General features: G+C 44.7%; 20 protein-coding genes. 14 read left to right on the top strand and 6 right to left on the bottom strand.

The genetic code is table 11. The features are described 5' to 3' along the window. Window positions 1–34: 34 nt before the first annotated feature. The 8 genes from secY to F893_RS02610 all read left to right on the top strand — a co-directional run bounded on the left by secY (window position 35) and on the right by F893_RS02610 (window position 6,113). On the top strand, window positions 35–1,354 hold the full coding sequence (gene secY / locus F893_RS02580) for a preprotein translocase subunit SecY (RefSeq protein ID WP_171054339.1): 1,320 nt from the start codon (window positions 35–37) through the stop codon (window positions 1,352–1,354). A gap of 19 nt (window positions 1,355–1,373) precedes the next feature. Beyond that, window positions 1,374–1,490 (top strand): 50S ribosomal protein L36, encoded by a 117-nt coding sequence (rpmJ, locus tag F893_RS17290; RefSeq protein ID WP_000867907.1) that lies wholly within the window; start codon window positions 1,374–1,376, stop codon window positions 1,488–1,490. Between the two features lie 105 nt (window positions 1,491–1,595). After that, on the top strand, window positions 1,596–1,952 hold the full coding sequence (gene rpsM / locus F893_RS02585; protein WP_004281492.1) for a 30S ribosomal protein S13: 357 nt from the start codon (window positions 1,596–1,598) through the stop codon (window positions 1,950–1,952). Window positions 1,953–1,971: 19 nt separating this feature from the next. Further along, window positions 1,972–2,358: a 30S ribosomal protein S11 gene (gene rpsK / locus F893_RS02590; RefSeq protein ID WP_004281491.1), complete on the top strand. Its 387-nt coding sequence runs from the start codon at window positions 1,972–1,974 to the stop codon at window positions 2,356–2,358. A 12-nt stretch (window positions 2,359–2,370) separates the two neighbouring features. Continuing rightward, window positions 2,371–2,997, top strand: a complete 627-nt coding sequence (gene rpsD / locus F893_RS02595) for a 30S ribosomal protein S4 (protein ID WP_004281490.1) — start codon at window positions 2,371–2,373, stop codon at window positions 2,995–2,997. Between the two features lie 16 nt (window positions 2,998–3,013). Beyond that, a complete protein-coding gene (locus tag F893_RS02600) occupies window positions 3,014–4,021 on the top strand; it encodes a DNA-directed RNA polymerase subunit alpha (RefSeq protein WP_004281489.1) in 1,008 nt (335 codons plus the stop codon). An 18-nt stretch (window positions 4,022–4,039) separates the two neighbouring features. Continuing rightward, complete coding sequence (gene rplQ, locus F893_RS02605) at window positions 4,040–4,405, top strand: 50S ribosomal protein L17 (protein WP_004281488.1); 366 nt, start codon at window positions 4,040–4,042, stop codon at window positions 4,403–4,405. A 217-nt stretch (window positions 4,406–4,622) separates the two neighbouring features. Then, window positions 4,623–6,113, top strand: coding sequence for a flavin-containing monooxygenase (locus F893_RS02610; protein ID WP_005249907.1), 1,491 nt, complete (start codon window positions 4,623–4,625; stop codon window positions 6,111–6,113). A 60-nt stretch (window positions 6,114–6,173) separates the two neighbouring features. On the opposite strand, the gene F893_RS02615 is transcribed toward F893_RS02610, so the two are convergent. After that, window positions 6,174–7,346: an acyl-CoA dehydrogenase family protein gene (locus F893_RS02615; protein ID WP_005249910.1), complete on the bottom strand. Its 1,173-nt coding sequence runs from the start codon at window positions 7,344–7,346 to the stop codon at window positions 6,174–6,176. A 183-nt stretch (window positions 7,347–7,529) separates the two neighbouring features. On the opposite strand from F893_RS02615, the gene F893_RS02620 reads away from it, so the two are divergent. From F893_RS02620 to F893_RS02640, 6 genes are all read left to right on the top strand, one after another. Next, a complete protein-coding gene (locus tag F893_RS02620) occupies window positions 7,530–7,787 on the top strand; it encodes an FAD assembly factor SdhE (protein ID WP_004281484.1) in 258 nt (85 codons plus the stop codon). Then, on the top strand, window positions 7,780–8,166 hold the full coding sequence (locus F893_RS02625) for a hypothetical protein (RefSeq protein WP_005249912.1): 387 nt from the start codon (window positions 7,780–7,782) through the stop codon (window positions 8,164–8,166). Before F893_RS02620 ends, F893_RS02625 begins: the two co-directional genes overlap by 8 nt. Before the next feature lie 117 nt (window positions 8,167–8,283). Beyond that, window positions 8,284–8,448, top strand: a complete 165-nt coding sequence (locus F893_RS18060) for a hypothetical protein (RefSeq protein ID WP_171066758.1) — start codon at window positions 8,284–8,286, stop codon at window positions 8,446–8,448. A gap of 254 nt (window positions 8,449–8,702) precedes the next feature. Then, window positions 8,703–9,743: a hypothetical protein gene (locus tag F893_RS02630; RefSeq protein WP_004281480.1), complete on the top strand. Its 1,041-nt coding sequence runs from the start codon at window positions 8,703–8,705 to the stop codon at window positions 9,741–9,743. A 67-nt stretch (window positions 9,744–9,810) separates the two neighbouring features. Continuing rightward, window positions 9,811–10,383 carry a rhombosortase gene (gene rrtA / locus F893_RS02635; protein ID WP_005249914.1) on the top strand — a complete coding sequence of 191 codons (573 nt, stop codon included), beginning with the start codon at window positions 9,811–9,813 and terminating at the stop codon, window positions 10,381–10,383. 197 nt (window positions 10,384–10,580) lie between these two features. Further along, entirely contained in the window at window positions 10,581–12,863 is a 2,283-nt protein-coding gene (locus F893_RS02640; protein WP_005249916.1) for a TRAP transporter large permease subunit, read from the top strand. 63 nt (window positions 12,864–12,926) lie between these two features. On the opposite strand, the gene F893_RS02645 is transcribed toward F893_RS02640, so the two are convergent. The 5 genes from F893_RS02645 to F893_RS02670 form a co-directional block, all read right to left on the bottom strand. Next, complete coding sequence (locus F893_RS02645; protein ID WP_005249918.1) at window positions 12,927–13,808, bottom strand: DMT family transporter; 882 nt, start codon at window positions 13,806–13,808, stop codon at window positions 12,927–12,929. Between the two features lie 55 nt (window positions 13,809–13,863). Further along, window positions 13,864–14,298, bottom strand: a complete 435-nt coding sequence (locus F893_RS02650) for a restriction endonuclease subunit S domain-containing protein (RefSeq protein WP_005101172.1) — start codon at window positions 14,296–14,298, stop codon at window positions 13,864–13,866. Between the two features lie 17 nt (window positions 14,299–14,315). Further along, window positions 14,316–14,525, bottom strand: a complete 210-nt coding sequence (locus F893_RS02655; protein WP_171054337.1) for a YheV family putative zinc ribbon protein — start codon at window positions 14,523–14,525, stop codon at window positions 14,316–14,318. A 40-nt stretch (window positions 14,526–14,565) separates the two neighbouring features. After that, on the bottom strand, window positions 14,566–16,605 hold the full coding sequence (locus F893_RS02660; RefSeq protein ID WP_005249921.1) for a M3 family metallopeptidase: 2,040 nt from the start codon (window positions 16,603–16,605) through the stop codon (window positions 14,566–14,568). Between the two features lie 308 nt (window positions 16,606–16,913). Further along, on the bottom strand, window positions 16,914–17,228 hold the full coding sequence (locus F893_RS02670) for a hypothetical protein (RefSeq protein ID WP_005101167.1): 315 nt from the start codon (window positions 17,226–17,228) through the stop codon (window positions 16,914–16,916). Window positions 17,229–17,243: the final 15 nt, after the last annotated feature.

The raw sequence follows: 17,243 nt of genomic DNA on the forward strand, positions 1-17,243 counted from the left end.
TATGACTCCTAGTTCTTCAGGTCATGTCAACATGATGAAAGGCCAACCATTTCATGTGAAATACCGTGAAATTATTCGTCGAATGATGTTTCTCATTGGTGCGTTGTTGGTGTTTCGACTAGGAGCGCATATTCCAGTACCAGGCATCAATAATGCTGCGTTAGAAAACTTGTTTAATGCAAACCAAGGTACCATCCTTGGTTTGTTTAACATGTTCTCTGGTGGGGCATTAGAACGAATGTCTATTCTTGCCCTCGGGATCATGCCATATATCTCTGCATCGATTATCGTGCAGTTGATGTCAACTGTGGTTCCTTCGCTGGAAGCTTTAAAGAAAGAAGGCGAGCAAGGCAAACGTAAAATTAATCAATACACACGACAAGGTACATTATTCTTAGCGCTGGTACAGGCGATAGGTATGTGTGCAGGCCTGATCAGTCAGGGGATTACCCTGAATACTGGTTTGGCTTTTTATGTTCCTGCAGTAACCTCACTGGTTGCGGGGACCATGTTCTTGATGTGGTTGGGTGAACAGATTACCGAGCGTGGGGTGGGAAATGGTATTTCCATGATCATCTTCGCGGGTATTGTTGCCGGATTGCCTAATCTGATTATGCAATCTTTCTCCTCTGTAGATAATGGCCAGACCAGCCTGATTGGCTTGGTAATTTTTGGTTTGTTATCTCTGGGTGTTTTGGCAGCGATCGTGTTTATTGAGAAAGCGCAGCGTCGTATTCCGGTAAACTATGCTCAAAAACAACAAGGTCGTCGTGTATTTACTGCACAGCAGACACATTTGCCATTAAAAATTAATATGGCGGGTGTGATTCCGGCAATTTTTGCCAGCTCATTACTTTTGTTCCCTGCGAGCTTAGGTCAGTGGGTGGGTAGTGCAGATCCAAATGCTGGATTTATTAAGCGTAGCCTGCAAGATGTAGCATTGGTATTGTCGCCTGGTCAGCCGTTGTATTTGGTGCTCTTTGGTGCGTTAATTATCTTTTTCTGTTACTTCTATACAGCACTGGTATTTAGTCCTAAAGAAGTGTCAGAGAACTTGAAACGCAGCGGAGCTTACGTGCCTGGTATACGTCCAGGTGAGCAAACTGCTCGTTACTTAGATCATATTCTCAATCGTTTGACCTTTATTGGCGCGATTTACATCGCAGTCATTTGTTTGATGCCGATGGTATTGCAAAGTTCATTTGGTATTCCATTCTATTTGGGTGGTACCTCTTTGCTGATTGTTGTGGTGGTAGTGATGGACTTTATGGCTCAGCTGCAATCACACCTCACTTCGCACCAATACGATAATCAAACGTTAATGAGAAAAACGACTGCTCATCCTAAGGGATAAGCGCACTTGAGGTTTCATCATGAAAGTACAAGCTTCTGTTAAGAAAATTTGTGGTAGCTGTAAAGTTATCCGTCGTAATGGGGTTATCCGCGTAATTTGTAGCGCAGAACCTCGTCATAAGCAGCGTCAAGGTTAATCTGATTAAGACCTGTTGATTTCTGTAGGCGAATTAGGTTATTATCCGCCCCTCAAGATTTTTGTGGGGCGGTTGATTATCTACTGCCTTTTTGGAGAAAATTGAATGGCTCGTATTGCCGGTGTAAACATTCCGGATAACAAGCACGCTGTTATCTCTCTAACGTATATCTTTGGTATTGGTCGCCATACTTCAAAAGCTATCTTAGCTGCTGCTGGTATTGCTCCAACTACTAAGATCCGTGAATTAGATGACGCTCAGCTTGATGCGATTCGTGCAGAAGTTGCTAAGGTTCCGACCGAAGGTGATTTACGTCGCGAAATTTCCATGAACATTAAACGTTTAATGGATTTAGGCTGCTACCGCGGTCTTCGTCATCGTCGCAGCTTGCCTGTCCGCGGTCAACGTACCAAAACTAACGCTCGTACCCGTAAAGGTCCGCGCAAACCTATTAAGAAATAAGATTTCTGGAAGCTAAAAGATGGCTAAAGATACTCGCGCACGCAAGAAGGTCACTCGTACCGTCTCTGAAGGTGTCGCACACATTCACGCTTCTTTTAATAACACCATTGTGACTATTACCGATCGTCAAGGTAATGCACTGGCTTGGGCCACTTCAGGTGGACAAGGCTTCCGTGGATCACGTAAATCAACTCCGTTCGCTGCTCAGGTAGCTGCTGAAGTTGCTGGTAAAGCTGCTTTAGACTACGGTTTGAAAAACTTGGACGTCCTTGTAAAAGGTCCTGGTCCTGGTCGTGAATCTGCGGTTCGTGCTTTAGGTGCAGTGGGTTATAAAATTAACAGCATTACCGATGTGACGCCAATCCCGCACAACGGTTGCCGTCCACCTAAAAAACGTCGCGTGTAAGGAGAAACATTCATGGCTCGTTATATTGGTCCAAAATGCAAACTCTCTCGTCGCGAAGGGACAGACCTGCAACTTAAATCAGGCGTTAAACCGTTTGATGTTAAGACAAAAAAACATGCGAAAGTTCCTGGCCAACACGGCGGGGCTCGTGGTGGTAAACAATCTGAGTACTCACTACAATTACGTGAAAAACAAAAAGTACGTCGCATGTACGGTGTTTTAGAGCGTCAATTTAGTAACTACTATAAAGAAGCTGCTCGTGTTAAAGGCGCAACTGGTGAAAACCTGTTGAAGCTACTTGAAAGCCGTCTTGATAACGTTGTTTATCGTATGGGTTTCGGTTCTACTCGTGCAGAAGCTCGTCAGTTAGTATCTCACCGTAGCATCACTTTGAATGGCCGTCGTGTTAACATTGCGTCTATCCAAGTTAAAGCGGGTGATGTGATCGCAGTTCACGAAGGCGCTAAGCAACAATTACGTATCAAAAACGCAATTGAATTAGCTACTCAACGTGGCATGCCTTCTTGGATGGAAATTGACCATTCTAAATTAGAAGGTACGTTCAAAGCTGCACCGGATCGTTCTGATTTACCTGCTGAAATCAACGAAAGCTTGATTGTAGAATTGTATTCTAAATAATCCTTGAGGAAGCAATATGACGCGTACTGCAAATGAGTTTCTAACTCCGCAAGCGATCAAGGTCGAAGCGGCAAGCGGGACCTCGGCAAAAGTTATTCTAGAACCATTAGAGCGTGGCTTTGGTCATACTCTTGGTAATGCTTTACGTCGCATCCTTCTTTCTTCTCTACCTGGCGCAGCTGTGGTAGAAGTTGAGATTGAAGGGGTCGAGCACGAGTACAGTACTTTGGAAGGCTTGCAGCAGGACATCGTCGAGCTCTTGCTGAACCTAAAAGGATTGTCGATTAAGCTGTTCGATCAAAATGAAGCTTATTTAACATTAGAGAAACAAGGTGCAGGCGACGTAACTGCGGCTGACCTTCGTTTACCTCATAATGTTGAAGTGGTTAACCCTGAACATTTGATCGGTACTTTAAGTGCCTCAGGCTCATTGAAAATGCGTCTGAAAGTGGCTCAAGGTCGTGGCTACGAGACTTCTGATTCACGCTTCCCTGAAGGCGAAACTCGCCCAGTGGGTCGCTTGCAGTTAGATGCGTCTTACAGCCCAATCAAACGTGTTTCATACACCGTGGAAAACGCGCGTGTAGAACAACGTACTGACCTTGATAAACTGATCATTGATCTTGAAACTAACGGTACTGTAGATCCTGAAGAAGCGATCCGCAAAGCTGCAACTATTTTGCAGCAACAAATTGCGATCTTCGTTGACCTTCAGAAAGATCAAGCACCTGTTGCTCAAGAGCCTCGTGAAGAAGTTGACCCAATCTTGCTTCGCCCAGTAGATGATCTAGAGCTAACTGTTCGTTCTGCTAACTGTTTGAAAGCAGAAAACATTTACTACATTGGTGATCTTGTACAGCGTACCGAAGTTGAGTTGCTTAAAACTCCTAACTTGGGTAAAAAATCGCTTACTGAGATCAAAGATGTTCTGGCTTCTAAAGGCTTACAACTCGGCATGCGTTTAGAGAACTGGCCACCGGCTAGTCTCCGTATGGACGATCGTTTCGCCTATCGTAGCCGTTAATTAAGTAGGACTATCACCATGCGTCATCGTAATAGTGGTGTGAAATTAGGCCGTACAAGCAGTCATCGTAAAGCGATGTTCCAAAACATGGCTAACTCTTTGTTCGAGCACGAGTTGATCAAAACAACTGTGCCTAAAGCTAAAGAGTTACGTCGTGTAGCTGAGCCTTTAATCACTTTAGCTAAAAACGATACAGTAGCAAACCGTCGTTTGGCGTTTGCTCGTACTCGTTCAGCAGCAACTGTTGGTAAATTATTTACCGTTCTTGGCCCTCGTTACAAAGAGCGTAACGGCGGTTATCTACGTGTTCTTAAAGCGGGCTTTCGTGCAGGTGATGCTGCACCGATGGCTTACGTTGAGCTAGTAGATCGCGAAGTTAACTAACTTCGTGAAGAATAACGCAAGTTGTTCGAAAAGGTCGGTTGAATAAACCGGCCTTTTTTATTGTCTGTATATTTTAATTGAGAGTGATTGGGTTCCATATAACTGATCTGGCCTGAAAAGATAAAAAAATAGTGGCTTTTTAATTAACTTGACATTGTGTATTGTCAGTTTTGTGATTTAATAAAAACAGATAGCATCGCTTAGGTAAAAGAACAACATGGAAAAGCAGGTAGATATTTTAATTGTGGGTGCGGGGATCTCGGGGATTGGTCTGGCAGCGCATCTTTCTAAACATTGTCCAAAACGCTCTTTTGAGATTATTGAACGCCGCGAAAGTATTGGCGGAACGTGGGACCTGTTTAAATATCCGGGGATTCGTTCTGATTCGGATATGTCGACTTTTGGTTTTAATTTTAAACCCTGGAAGAAAGAAAGCGTGCTTGCCGATGGCGCATCTATCAAAAATTATCTGGCTGAAGTGGTGGATGAGTTTAAGCTACAGTCGAAAATCCATTTTCAGCATCGGGTCTTAAGTGCCAATTATGATTCTACAACCTGCAAATGGTCAGTGGAGATCGAGGATGCACTCGGCAAGAAGCAGATCTGGATCGCCAACTTTGTACTGGGTTGTACTGGTTATTACAATTATGACCAAGGCTTCCAGCCGGAGTTTCCAAATCAAGATGCGTTCAAAGGTGAGTTTATTCATCCGCAACATTGGCCGGAAAATTTAAACTATGAATGCAAAAAGGTAGTGATTATTGGTAGTGGTGCGACCGCGATTACCTTGGTTCCTGCGATGGTGAAAGGCGGAGCAGGACATGTGACCATGTTGCAACGTTCTCCAACTTATATTGCCTCTGTACCCTCGGTAGATTTTATTTATTCAAAAATGCGTAAATATCTGCCTGAGGAGGTCGCCTACAAGCTGACACGTGCGCGTAATATCGGCATGCAGCGCGGGATTTATGCTTTGGCACAGAAACAGCCAAAATTATTAAAATCACTTTTGCTTAAATCGGTGCAATTCCAGCTGAAAGGTAAAGTGGACATGAAGCACTTTACCCCGAATTATGAACCTTGGGATCAGCGTCTCTGTGTGGTGCCGGATGGGGATCTGTTTGAAATTTTACGTGAAGGGCAGGCATCGGTTGCAACGGATCAGATAGAAACCTTGACCGAAACTGGAATTCAGCTGAAATCAGGTCAACATCTGGATGCTGATATTATTGTTTCTGCAACGGGTCTGAATATTCAAATCCTCGGCGGGATTCAGGCGACGATGGATGGTCAGCCTATCGATACCTCACAGCATATGCTGTATAGAGGCATCATGGTCAGTGATATACCAAATATGGCGCTGATTATTGGCTATATTAATGCCTCCTGGACGCTTAAAGTCGACATTGCAGCAGAATATATTTGCCGTCTGTTGAACTATATGGATCAGCAAGGTTATGCACAGGTAATTCCTCAGGGAGATCAGAGTGAATTGCTTCAGGATACCGTCATGGGCAGTCTCAGTTCGGGTTATATTGCCCGGGCTGCAGACGTCATGCCAAAGCAAGGCAAACAGGCTCCGTGGAAAGTCAGCAATAATTATCTGGCAGACCGTAAGGAGCTCAAACAGGCTTCGTTTGAAGATGGTGTACTGAAATTTAGAAAAAACAGCAATGCTTTAAAGCATAAACCGCGTTTGGTCTCTTAAATTTATATTTTTGCATACAGAAAAAGGAGCCCTGAGAGACTCCTTTTTTATGCATCCATTTTAAAGTGAACGGGCGATGAGTTCTTTCATGATTTCGTTGGTACCGGCATAAATCCGGTTGGCACGGTTATCGATATAAGCCCGGGCAATCGGATATTCCAGCATATAACCATAGCCGCCATGCAATTGCAGGCATTCATCAACGACTTTGCTGTACATTTCTGAAATCTTGTATTTGGCCGCCGCAGCGGCATCTATGCCTAGTTCGTGCTTGAGTTGCAGCTGCATACAGTGATCCAGATAAGTGCGGCACACATCGATCTCGGTACGTAGTTCTGCCAGTTTAAAACGGGTATTTTGAAAATGGCTGATGCTCTTGCCAAATGCCTGACGTTCCTTGGTATATTTCACTGTATGGGCAAAAGCGGCTTCAGCGCCTGCCTGACAGATAATCGCCACAATCAGGCGTTCCCAAGCCAGTTCTTTCATCAGCATCATAAAGCCCATGCCTTCCAGACCGAGCAGGTTTTCTGTGGGTACCCGAACATTGTCAAAGAATAGTTCGCAGGTATCCTGACCTTTCATGCCAATTTTATTCAGCGGCTTGCCCTTACTAAATCCGGCACGCTCTGCTTCGACCATAATCAATGAAAGATTGGCTGAACCTTTGTCATTATTGCCGGTTTTACAGACCACAATCGCCATGTCACAGAGATAGCCATTGGTAATAAAAATCTTGGAACCATTAATCACATAGTCATCGCCATCCAATACAGCAGATGTACGGACTGCTTGCAGGTCAGAGCCAGTTCCCGGTTCGGTCATGGCAATCGCGGTGACGACCTCTCCAGAGGCCATTTTGGGTAGCCATTGCTGTTTTTGATCTTTATTACCAAAATTCAGCAGATAATTGGCAACAATATCCGAATGCAATGAAAATCCGGTTGCTGAATCTCCAGCATACGCCTGTTCCTCAATCAAAATCATGCTATACAGCCGGTCTACGCCAGAGCCGCCATATTCCTCAGGCATGGTAGCGCAGAGCAATCCAAGCTCACCGGCTTTATTCCACAGCTCTCGATCTACATGCTGCTGACTTTCATAACGCTCGGTATGTGGAATGACTTCTTTTTCATAAAATTTACGTACCGTCTCGCGAAAAGCATCATGTTCGGTAGTAAAGAGTTGGCGCGGCAGCATCGAGGCAAGTGGGCGAATGGCTGCAGATTGCATCTTGTTATTCCTTATTTTGATCTGTTTGGTTTAACTTAGGTCATGCCAAGATCAGCAGCAATGAGCGGAATGTTCAAATGACTTAAATCTGCTGATGCTTTTGGTCATTTCTATGAAATCCCTCGAAATTCAGCCAGCGCTTCAGGTAAACTATTCGGGTTTATAACGAGTGGGGGAAATTCGATGACTGATGACATTAGCTTAGAAGAGCGCAAAGTGATTTATCGTGCGCGTCGTGGTCTAAAAGAACTGGATGTATATTTTGATCCCTACGTAAAAAACCATTACCTGAATGCCGAGCCTTTCGAAAAACAGATGTTTGCAGAGCTGGTTGAGCAGGAAGACCCGGATTTGCTGGACTGGTTTATGGAAGTGTCTGAGCCGCCGCGTCCTGAACTAAAAGATTTTATCAAGAAGCTTAAATTTTACGTTCATGGATAATCGTTGCTTCAAGCTGAAACGCAGTCTGTGTGCATTGGCGTTTCAGTTTTTTATTTTTGCACTGCTGATGTATCTATTGTATCAGTTATTACCGATTGCACTTTGGGCAGTGTGTGCTGTCATAGGCTTGGTGATTTATCAGCTGTTTTACCGCAAGACGCCACAGATTGAGCAGTTTGAATATCTGGATGGACGTGAATGGTCATTGACCGCCAAAGCACGACCGACCCGTCGGGTATGTATTAGTCACGTGATTGATCATCAGGCGTATATTGTGGTGTATTTCCAGCATGCCAAGGCGCGACCTTTACTGATCTGGTGTGATCAATTGTCCTTCAAACAATGGAAATACTTAAAATTATTGACTAAATTAATTTAGTTGTAAGACAAACGCATTTTAATTATTTGATTAAAATAATTATAAAACAAATATTTAGATCAACTTTCTATTTTTATTGTTAGACAAAAAACACGGTTAATTCATGACTTAGAGAAATTGTCTGACAATTTATTCCCTGTGTTTTATTTTCAGCCTGTACATTTAACTCACCGACAGCAACTACGGGAAACCCTGATGGAATTTCCAGTGTGGATTTTTCTGATTATAGCGATTGTTTTGGCTCTGGTGATCGGACGATTCTGGATCGGTGCTGAAGGATAAATTTTCATCTTAATCAAGCAGGGTTTTATCATTTTTCTGCTTGTACAGTTAATAAGTAGCATGTGCTGAACCGTCGCAATGCTACTTTTTTTTGCCCAAAATTTGGGATTCTTCTAAATACAGTCAATTGCAGCGCGGCTATTTAATGGCAAAGTGTCTCGTCTAAATTAGAGTAAATACTCTTTTATTCACAAAATGCTTCTGATATCTTTAGCAGAAAGATGGACATAATCACAATTATAGAGGACAGGAAAATGTCAGACGTCCGTAAAATATGCCAAGGTATGGCGACCATTGCAATAACAACAACAGTTTTGACGGGGTGTTCTCAGGTCATTAAAACCGGTGCCAATGTTGCACTGGGTTTCACCGAAAACCATATTGTACCGCCGATTTTAGCGATGGATGATGCTGAAATGGTGTGTAATTCAGGGAATTCTTTAACGCCGGCCATTATGGCGACCAAAGAAATGGGGGCGGATCCAACACGGGTGGCCGTGCTGATGTATTCGGCTGCCGGTATTTGTGCCGAGCAAAAAGCGCTGGAAGCCGAGTTACGCTATTTACGTGCTTCAAAAACCAATCAGGTGGCAGAAGCTCAAGATGCCCGAATCGAGCAGAAGCGCTGGGCGGCACTGGCAGCACAGCGTCAATATACCGGTTATCAACTGTTCCAGAGCCGTTATGAAAAGAAATACCAAAAAGCCCTGGGTGAAGAATGCCCACGCATGAACAGTGATATCGAGCAAACGGTTTATCTGTTGGGTATGCTCAGTGGCTTGCAGGCCATGACCAATGATATTAACTCGGGTGGTGCAGTGCATGTACCGAAAGATATTGCTGCCGTGGTCGAGCGTGGCATGGTGTGTCTGGATAACGCGAAATTCTGGGGTGCGCCGAATGCCACCCGTGCGGTGATCTGGACTTTGTTGCCAGGCGCAGGGGAAGGCAAGCCTGACCCTTACCAAACATTAAAACAATCTACACAAATTGGTGAGCAAAAAGGTGTACGTTTATCTCATGCCTTGTATGCCGTAGCGGCTCAGGCCAGTGGCGATGATGCCAAAGTTCGGGATGCCTTGAAAACCTTTGCTCAGGCCCGTACGGAGGAAAAACCGGTAAATCCGCAATTCAAGCTGATTGACAGCATGGCCGCGATTATGGTCAGTGGCATATCAGATCGTTACTGGACAGAAAATACTGGTATACGTAGTGGCGATGATGGCATGCAACGTTTCTGGGATGAATCCGACAGTTCTTCCGAGCTCGATGATCTGTTCAGTGCGGATCTGTAATGCAGATACTATGCATGAAGCTTCAGGGATGAAGTCAAATTAGATGGTCAGGGAGGACAACAGGCCGATGCTAGATCAACATTTTCGACGAAAAATTATTTTTCTAGCGGCTTTTGTCTCTCTCTCTGCATGTCTGCAAATTTTTCAGGATCATTTTATCTACTGGCAAGAGAGTCTGCTGGGTGAATTCTGGCGACTCTGGACAGCGCACTGGGTACATGTGGGCTGGATTCATTATTTTCTAAACATTCTCGCCTTTATCTGTTTACCTTTCATTTTTCCACGCGCTACCGTGTGGCATTTCTCTGCCATTTTGCTGATCTTGCCGCCGTTGATCAGTTTAAGTTTTTATTTTTTCTTGCCCAATATTGAAGCCTATGCTGGCCTGTCGGGCGTGCTGCATGGTGCCTATGTCGCCGTAGCCTGTGTACATTTGCTGTATAAGCGGGAACGCGGCTTTGCGGCGCTGGTATTATTTTTGATTTTTGCCAAACTGGTCTGGGAAAACACCATTGGCAATGTCGGAACGGCGCAGCTGATCGGTAGTCCGGTTTTGGTTGAGGCACATTTACTTGGGGTGATTTGGGGCGTGATTCTGGCGCTGATCTATATTGTGAGCAATTATTTTCGGGATAATTAAAGGGCAGAGATAAATAATTTACTTGGCAGAAAATACAAAAAGAAAATATAAATTGTCATTTTTATTGTGCCAATTTTCATGCAAAGTCAAAACATAGAATAAAGATCCTGACCTTTGAAAAGGAATTTTCTAGGCAGAAGGGAAGATCAGCGTCCTAGACCAAGCATCAGGCCGCTAAAATAAAAATAGGAATAAACATGCAAAATAATGATCAAAACAGATCAGGATTAGGTCTGTTGCGTTATATATGGACAGAGTGGATCTCGACCTTCGTCGTGCTGGTTTTACTTTTGCTCACTTTGATTATTGGCACCGGGGAAATGATTCACGGCCAGTTGCTGCGTATGGGGGAGCGTATTTACGGCGATCCGGCAACAGGAATGCAATATTCATTTTTAAGGGCTGAGCCGACGCGTCCACAATGTGAACGCAATATTAATGTCGATCAACGCGTTCAGCAGCAGATAAAAGCCGATGCAGCCGATGAATATGCCGACTTCTTCGGGGTGCGTTCGGAAGCGGATGTCCGTGCTGCGGTGTTACAGGCACAGCAGGTCTGTGAAGAATCCTACCTGTTTTATGATAAAGCCATTCAACATGTGCAAGCACATCCAAGTATTCGGGCTTATCGGACCTTTGAAACCTCTTTCTTTGGCATCTTCAAGTTTGGTACGGAAAACCGGGCTTTGCTTCTGGTCATCATGGTGGTCTTTGCTGCGATCAGTGCCACTCTAAAAACCCATCATATTGGCTTGCGTAGCCCGAGCACGCGTATCGACTTTAAAGTTTATTCGGTCGCCATGCTGGTCGCTAATGCTTTCCTGGCATTTTCATCCTATAGCCAATATCAGTCCGTATTGAACTCGGGCGTGCCGATGGGGGAGATGAAGTACATCTACTGGTTGTGGATGATTTTGTTCAGCACACTCACCTTGATCAGCCTGTATCAGGTGATCAAACAGCCAAAACCAACGCGCGAAGGTGGCAGTTTTGGTCTGGCCTTTTTGAGTGTGCCGCTGTATGCCTATATGGCCATTACTACCGGAATAAATTTCACCTTTTTTATGGACTATCCAATGGGACAGGGGATTTACCTCGGTCAATTGGTAGAGTTTTCCAGTATTTTTCTGAACTTGGCCTTGTTTATCTGGGCCGGTATGTTGCTAAAACAGACCCGTGTCGTGGACATGTTCCTGAATATTCTGCGTCCATGGAATCTGGCCCCTGAAACCCTGACCTGGTTAATCTTGCTGGCAGCGGCATTACCGACCGCCTATACCGGAGCATCAGGGATTTTCGTAATTGCCGCAGGTGCGATTATTTATAAGGAAGTCTGGAATGCGGGTGGACGCCGTCAGTTTGCACTGGCCGCCACCGCAATGTCCGGTTCACTGGGCGTAGTCTTACGTCCTTGCTTGCTGATTGTCGTGGTGGCATCACTGAATAAAGAAGTGACCACCGACTTACTCTATCACTACGGGATTTATGTCTTCCTGCTCAGCTCGACTTTATTCCTGGTAATTTCCCTGTTCTTTGCAGAAAATAAATTCCGCATTGCCGCACCTACTGTGGCCGCTCCTCAATCCGGTCGTGCCTTTATTGCGATTATTCCTTATATCGTGATTTTTATTCTGATCTGGTTATTCTATAAATATGCCTTGTCGACTGACCTAAATGAATTTACCGCACCGGTAATGATGCCTGTGATTCTGCTGATGATTGTCTTGTTCGACAAGTTACGCCATGAACCTGCGCCGTTGCCGGCAGTGGGGCATTGGGATGAAACCTTGACCGCAACTTTAAACTCAAGATCTACACCAGAACTGGCGACAGCCGGTGCCGCAGCCAATGCAGAATATCGTGAGGCTGAACATAGCGAACAACCAGGCAAAGAACTGGCTGTTGATCATGCTGTGCAGCGTTCGAAAGCGACAGAAATTCTGCGTCATGTCGGTTTCTGGAAGTCTATGCATATTTCGACCAGTGAGACCGTGGGGCATATTGGTGCCTTGGTCATTCTGATGGCACTCTCGGTGAGTGTGGGTGGTTTGCTGGAACGTATTGAAATTATGGAAGCCTTCCCGACCGATATTAGTAGTACCATTCTGGTGATTTCACTGATTGTCGGCTTGATGATTTTTGTCGGGATGATCATGGATCCATTTGGCGCGGTCATTCTGATTTCCGCGACCGTTGCGCCAGTGGCCTATCAATACGGCATTCATCCGGTACATTTCTGGATGATTACCCTGATTGGTTTTGAGCTGGGTTATGTGACGCCACCGGTTGCGCTGAATCATCTGCTGGCCAGACAGTCGATTGGCGATGCCGAAGTGGCCGAGGCGGATGCAGAAGTACGACACTTGTCTTTCTACTACCGTTATGAACGCTGGATTTTGCCGGTGATAGTATTGCTGCCTGCGATGCTGATCATTGCCTATGTGCCTTATATCTTTAAGCTGTTCGGCTGGTATCAATAAAAGAAAAGCAATAAAAAAGCACCTACGGGTGCTTTTTTATTGTATTTAATTTGAATTCTTTGATCAGATCTTCGATGAATTCAAGCGCTTTTGCAGGATCGGACTACACAGTAGAATCGCACAGAAAATCAGCCCCAGCCCAATCAGGCTATAAAGGTCTGGAACTTCCTGCCAGAACAGAAAGCCCCACATGCCGGCAAAGAAAATCGCCACATAGTTGACCGGTCCAATCTGTCCTGCCGGAGCCAGCTTGTAGGCATTTGACATAAATAGTTGGCTGAAATTGGCCAGGATGCCGGCAGTAATCAGATAGCTGAGTTCTGTCAGGGTATAAGGTCGCCATAGCCAGAACATCGGAATCACTGAAATCAGGGTGCCAATAAAGCAGAAATAAAATACGATTTTTTCCGGAGACTCGGTTTTAGTCAGTGCCCGAACCGTGACAAAGGCCATCGCCGCCAGAAAACTCGCACTCAAACCAATGACCGACATCAGGTTAATTAGACCCGAATCCGGTTTGGCAACACAGAGTACCCCGACGAAACCAATCAGAGCTGCGGCTAACATGCTTGAGGTAATTTTTTCCTTGAGAAATAGCCAGGCAATTAGTGGAATAAAAATCGGGGAAGAATAGGTGAAGACCATAGCATTGGAGAGTTTTAAATGCGCGATGGCATAGAAAAAGCCGTACATGGCCGTCAGTCCGACCACTGCGCGCCAGGTGTGCATCCACAGTTTTTCAGTTTTGAAAAAACCAATGCCTTTATTGAAAATGAAGGGCAGGAAGATAAACAGCCCGACAAAATTGCGAAAGAAGACCACGGTGGCGTTATCAACCGTTGCTGAGGCATAACGGATACACACGCCCATGACTGAAAAGAGAAAAGCAGAGCAGGTCAGTAACAGAATGGCTTTAAGCAGATGCGGAGCGGCTGGGGGAGACATGGAAACAACTGAGCTAGAAGATCTGACGATATTCTAGCTGAAATGCTGTCGAGATTTACTGGCTTTGAGCAAGTTGTGCTTCAAGTAACTTGATCTGTTCCTCTTTCAGTTGGATCAACTGGTCGGCATCGCTATGCTGCGCATCCAGTGTGGCTTTTTGTTCATTGAGCTGAACTTGGATGTCATCTAATTTAGCCACTTCTTCTTTGGCCAAACTGGCATTCTCCGGCACTGGTGCATCTAACAGCTGATTTGATACCAGTGCTTTAGCTTCGATCGTCTCAGGTGCTTTCGCTGCCGCCGTATCTTCTTCAGTTTTCGCCGCAGGTTTTGCTGCCGGAACAGCCGCGATATCTTCCTGATGTATGCGTTCCGCTTCACCGGAAGAGGCATTCAACCACTGATATAGCAATACCAATGCAACGACAGTAACTAAAGCCCCCATAATCCCCATTAAAAGTTTGGGGTTATTTCTTTGTTCTACTGACATAGCTTGAACCTTGATTTTTATTTTACTGAACGAGGTTTAAACTGAATCACGCCAACTTCATCTGGAACAGCTGGTGTTTCTGGTTGATCAACATGTGTGGGACGATTTTCTTCATAACCACATTCAATACATTCGATCCATTCATCTTCACCAGAGGTCAGCATGACGACGCGATCTAACGCCTGACATTTTGGACATTTTGCGCCTGCAATGAAACGACGTTTAATGGTCATCATACTCACCTTGTGATCAACTTAAAAAGCTAGTTTAAGCGTTTTTAGAGGGGTTCGTCCAACCTTGATGACGCAGCAACGCATCTATTTTTGGCTCGCGTCCGCGGAAATTGATAAATGCGTCAAGTGCTGTGTCTTTTCCGCCAACTGCGAGGATATTTTCCCGAAACTGCTTTCCGGTAGCGGTATTAAAAATACCTTCATCTTCGAAGCGGTCGAAGGCATCACTGGCCAAAACTTCGGCCCATTTATAGGAATAATATCCCGCCGCATAACCGCCGGCAAAAATATGACTGAAGCTATGCTGGAAACGGTTATAGTCGGTGGTCGGTAGAACCGCATATTTTTCACGGATCTCATTCAGTGTCGCCTGAACCTGTGTTGCATTTAAAGCGGGATTGGCTCGGTGAATAATCAGGTCAAACAGGGCAAATTCAAGCTGACGCAGGGTTTGCATGCCAGACTGGAAGAAACGTGCATCGAGCAGGGCTTTCAGCAACTCTGCCGGCAAGGATTCTTGAGTTTCGATGTGTTCACTGAGCAGATCCAGACTTTCCTGATCCCAGGCCCAGAATTCCATAAACTGGCTTGGCAGCTCGACCGCATCCCACGCCACGCCATGGGTACCTGCCACGGCAATATTGTCCACTTCTGTCAGCATATGATGTAGGCCATGACCAAATTCATGGAACAAGGTGATGACTTCATCATGGGTCAGGAGTGCAGGGCGATTGCCGACGGGTGGAGTAAAGTTACCGACCATATAACAAATCGGTTTTTGCAAGCCATCACTGGTCTGCATACGGGAACGGAAACCGCTCATCCATGCACCGCCACGTTTGCCTTGACGTGCATACAGATCAAAATAGAAACCGCCAATCACCTGACCCTGATCTTCTAGTTCAAAATAACGTGCATCTGGATGCCAGACAGGCGCTGCACGTTCAATGACTTGAATGCCATACAGACGATTCACAATACTGAACAGGCCTTGCAGGATTTTTGGTGCAGGGAAGTAAGGTTTAAGCACTTCCTGTGACAAATTAAATTGCTGCATTTTCAGCTTTTCAGAATAATAGCCACTGTCCCACGGTTGCAGATCACGGATGTCATCTTCAGCAGCAATCGCTTTCAGTTCTGCAATTTCTTTCTCTGCTGGCGCGCGGGCATGCTCTGCCAGATCACGCAAGAATTCGTCTACGGCCTCTACACTTGGTGCCATTTTGCTGGCTAAGGACAATTCCGCATAATTATTAAAGCCAAGCAGTTTTGCCATTTCCAGACGCAAACTGAGAATTTCTTCGATCAGTGCAGTATTGTCAAACTCGCTCTGTTCAGCCTGATCTGACGCACGCGTGGTATAAGCTTTATAGAGTTCTTCACGCAGAGGGCGATTTTCTGAATGGGTCATGATCGCCAGATAAGACGGGAAATCCAGCGTAGCCACCGGTTGATCCAGCCCACGTTGCTGACCATATTGTTTTAACAGCTCAATATTATTTGAAGATAGACCCGCTAACTCATCTTCATTCAGCGGTCTGAAATAGGCCTGAGTCGCATCTAGCACATGGTTGGAGAAGTCGGAAGATAATTGGGACAGACGTGCCGAAATTTCCGCATAACGTTTTTTCGCTTCACCCTCTAACGCCACCCCAGATAATTTAAAGTCACGTAAGGCCAGTTTAATGGCGCTTTGCTGCGCTGCCGGCAGTTCACTATAAATCGACGCATCATAAATATGCTGATAGGTCTGATACAGCGCCGTATGTTGACCCAGTTGCGTATAATATTCGCTAAGACCCGGTAAAAGTGCTTGGTAGACATCACGGGTTTCGGCATTGTTCATCACGGCATTTAAATGTGACAAGATGCCCCAAGACTCACTCATATTGTTTTCAAGCGTGTCGACATGTTCCAGAGTAGTCAGCTGCTCCTGTACTGTAGTAGGCGTTTCGGTGAGGTCATTCAGGAACTTTTGCCCTTCAGCGATACAGCTTTCAATTTTTTGTTTTAGCTCAGCCAGCGTAATCTGATCAAATTGTGGAACAGGCAAAGTTGCCTTTTCTAAAGTCATGTCGGTCTGCCGATTTATTTCCTATGTTAAATCTAGATGTAGGGGTTGTAAGCTAGGAAATCAAGCTATCTATACTTTTTTCTCGATCTTTTGATTTAAGGTTGTTAATGATTTATTGATATTTTTTAATTGTTCTAATAATCCTCCATTGGACGCTGGAAGTGATTCTAATTCATTTATATCAATTGTAGAGATGTCAGTGATTTTTGTTTTCCAAAGATTCAAAGGGTGTTTATACAAATATGTAATAGTGAATGTTATAGGGGAATTATCTAATGAATCTTTTAAGCCCCCATATTGCCCCAATCTTATATATAGCTCTGATTGGGTGGGAATACTTTGACTCTATTTTTAAAAATTCCAGTTTCAAAATATTGTTTTTCAGAATTTAATTTTTCAATTCCAAATGCTGCACGAGGGATCAGTCGATCACTAGATATTTTTACATTATGAGCGATGGACTTTCCAATATTTTTAACATGAAGTTGAATTACGGATTCTTTCCCATAATGAGGGGTAGCAAAAATAATAATTTGTGGTTGCTGATCGGACTTAAAAACTGCATAGGTTACGAGCAGAGCCATAAGAGAAATGATTAATGTTAGAATATTAATAACTTCCAATTTATAATTCCTTTT

It is taken from the genome of Acinetobacter sp. CIP 102136, assembly GCF_000369685.1.
GTDB classification, from domain to species: domain Bacteria; phylum Pseudomonadota; class Gammaproteobacteria; order Pseudomonadales; family Moraxellaceae; genus Acinetobacter; species Acinetobacter fasciculus.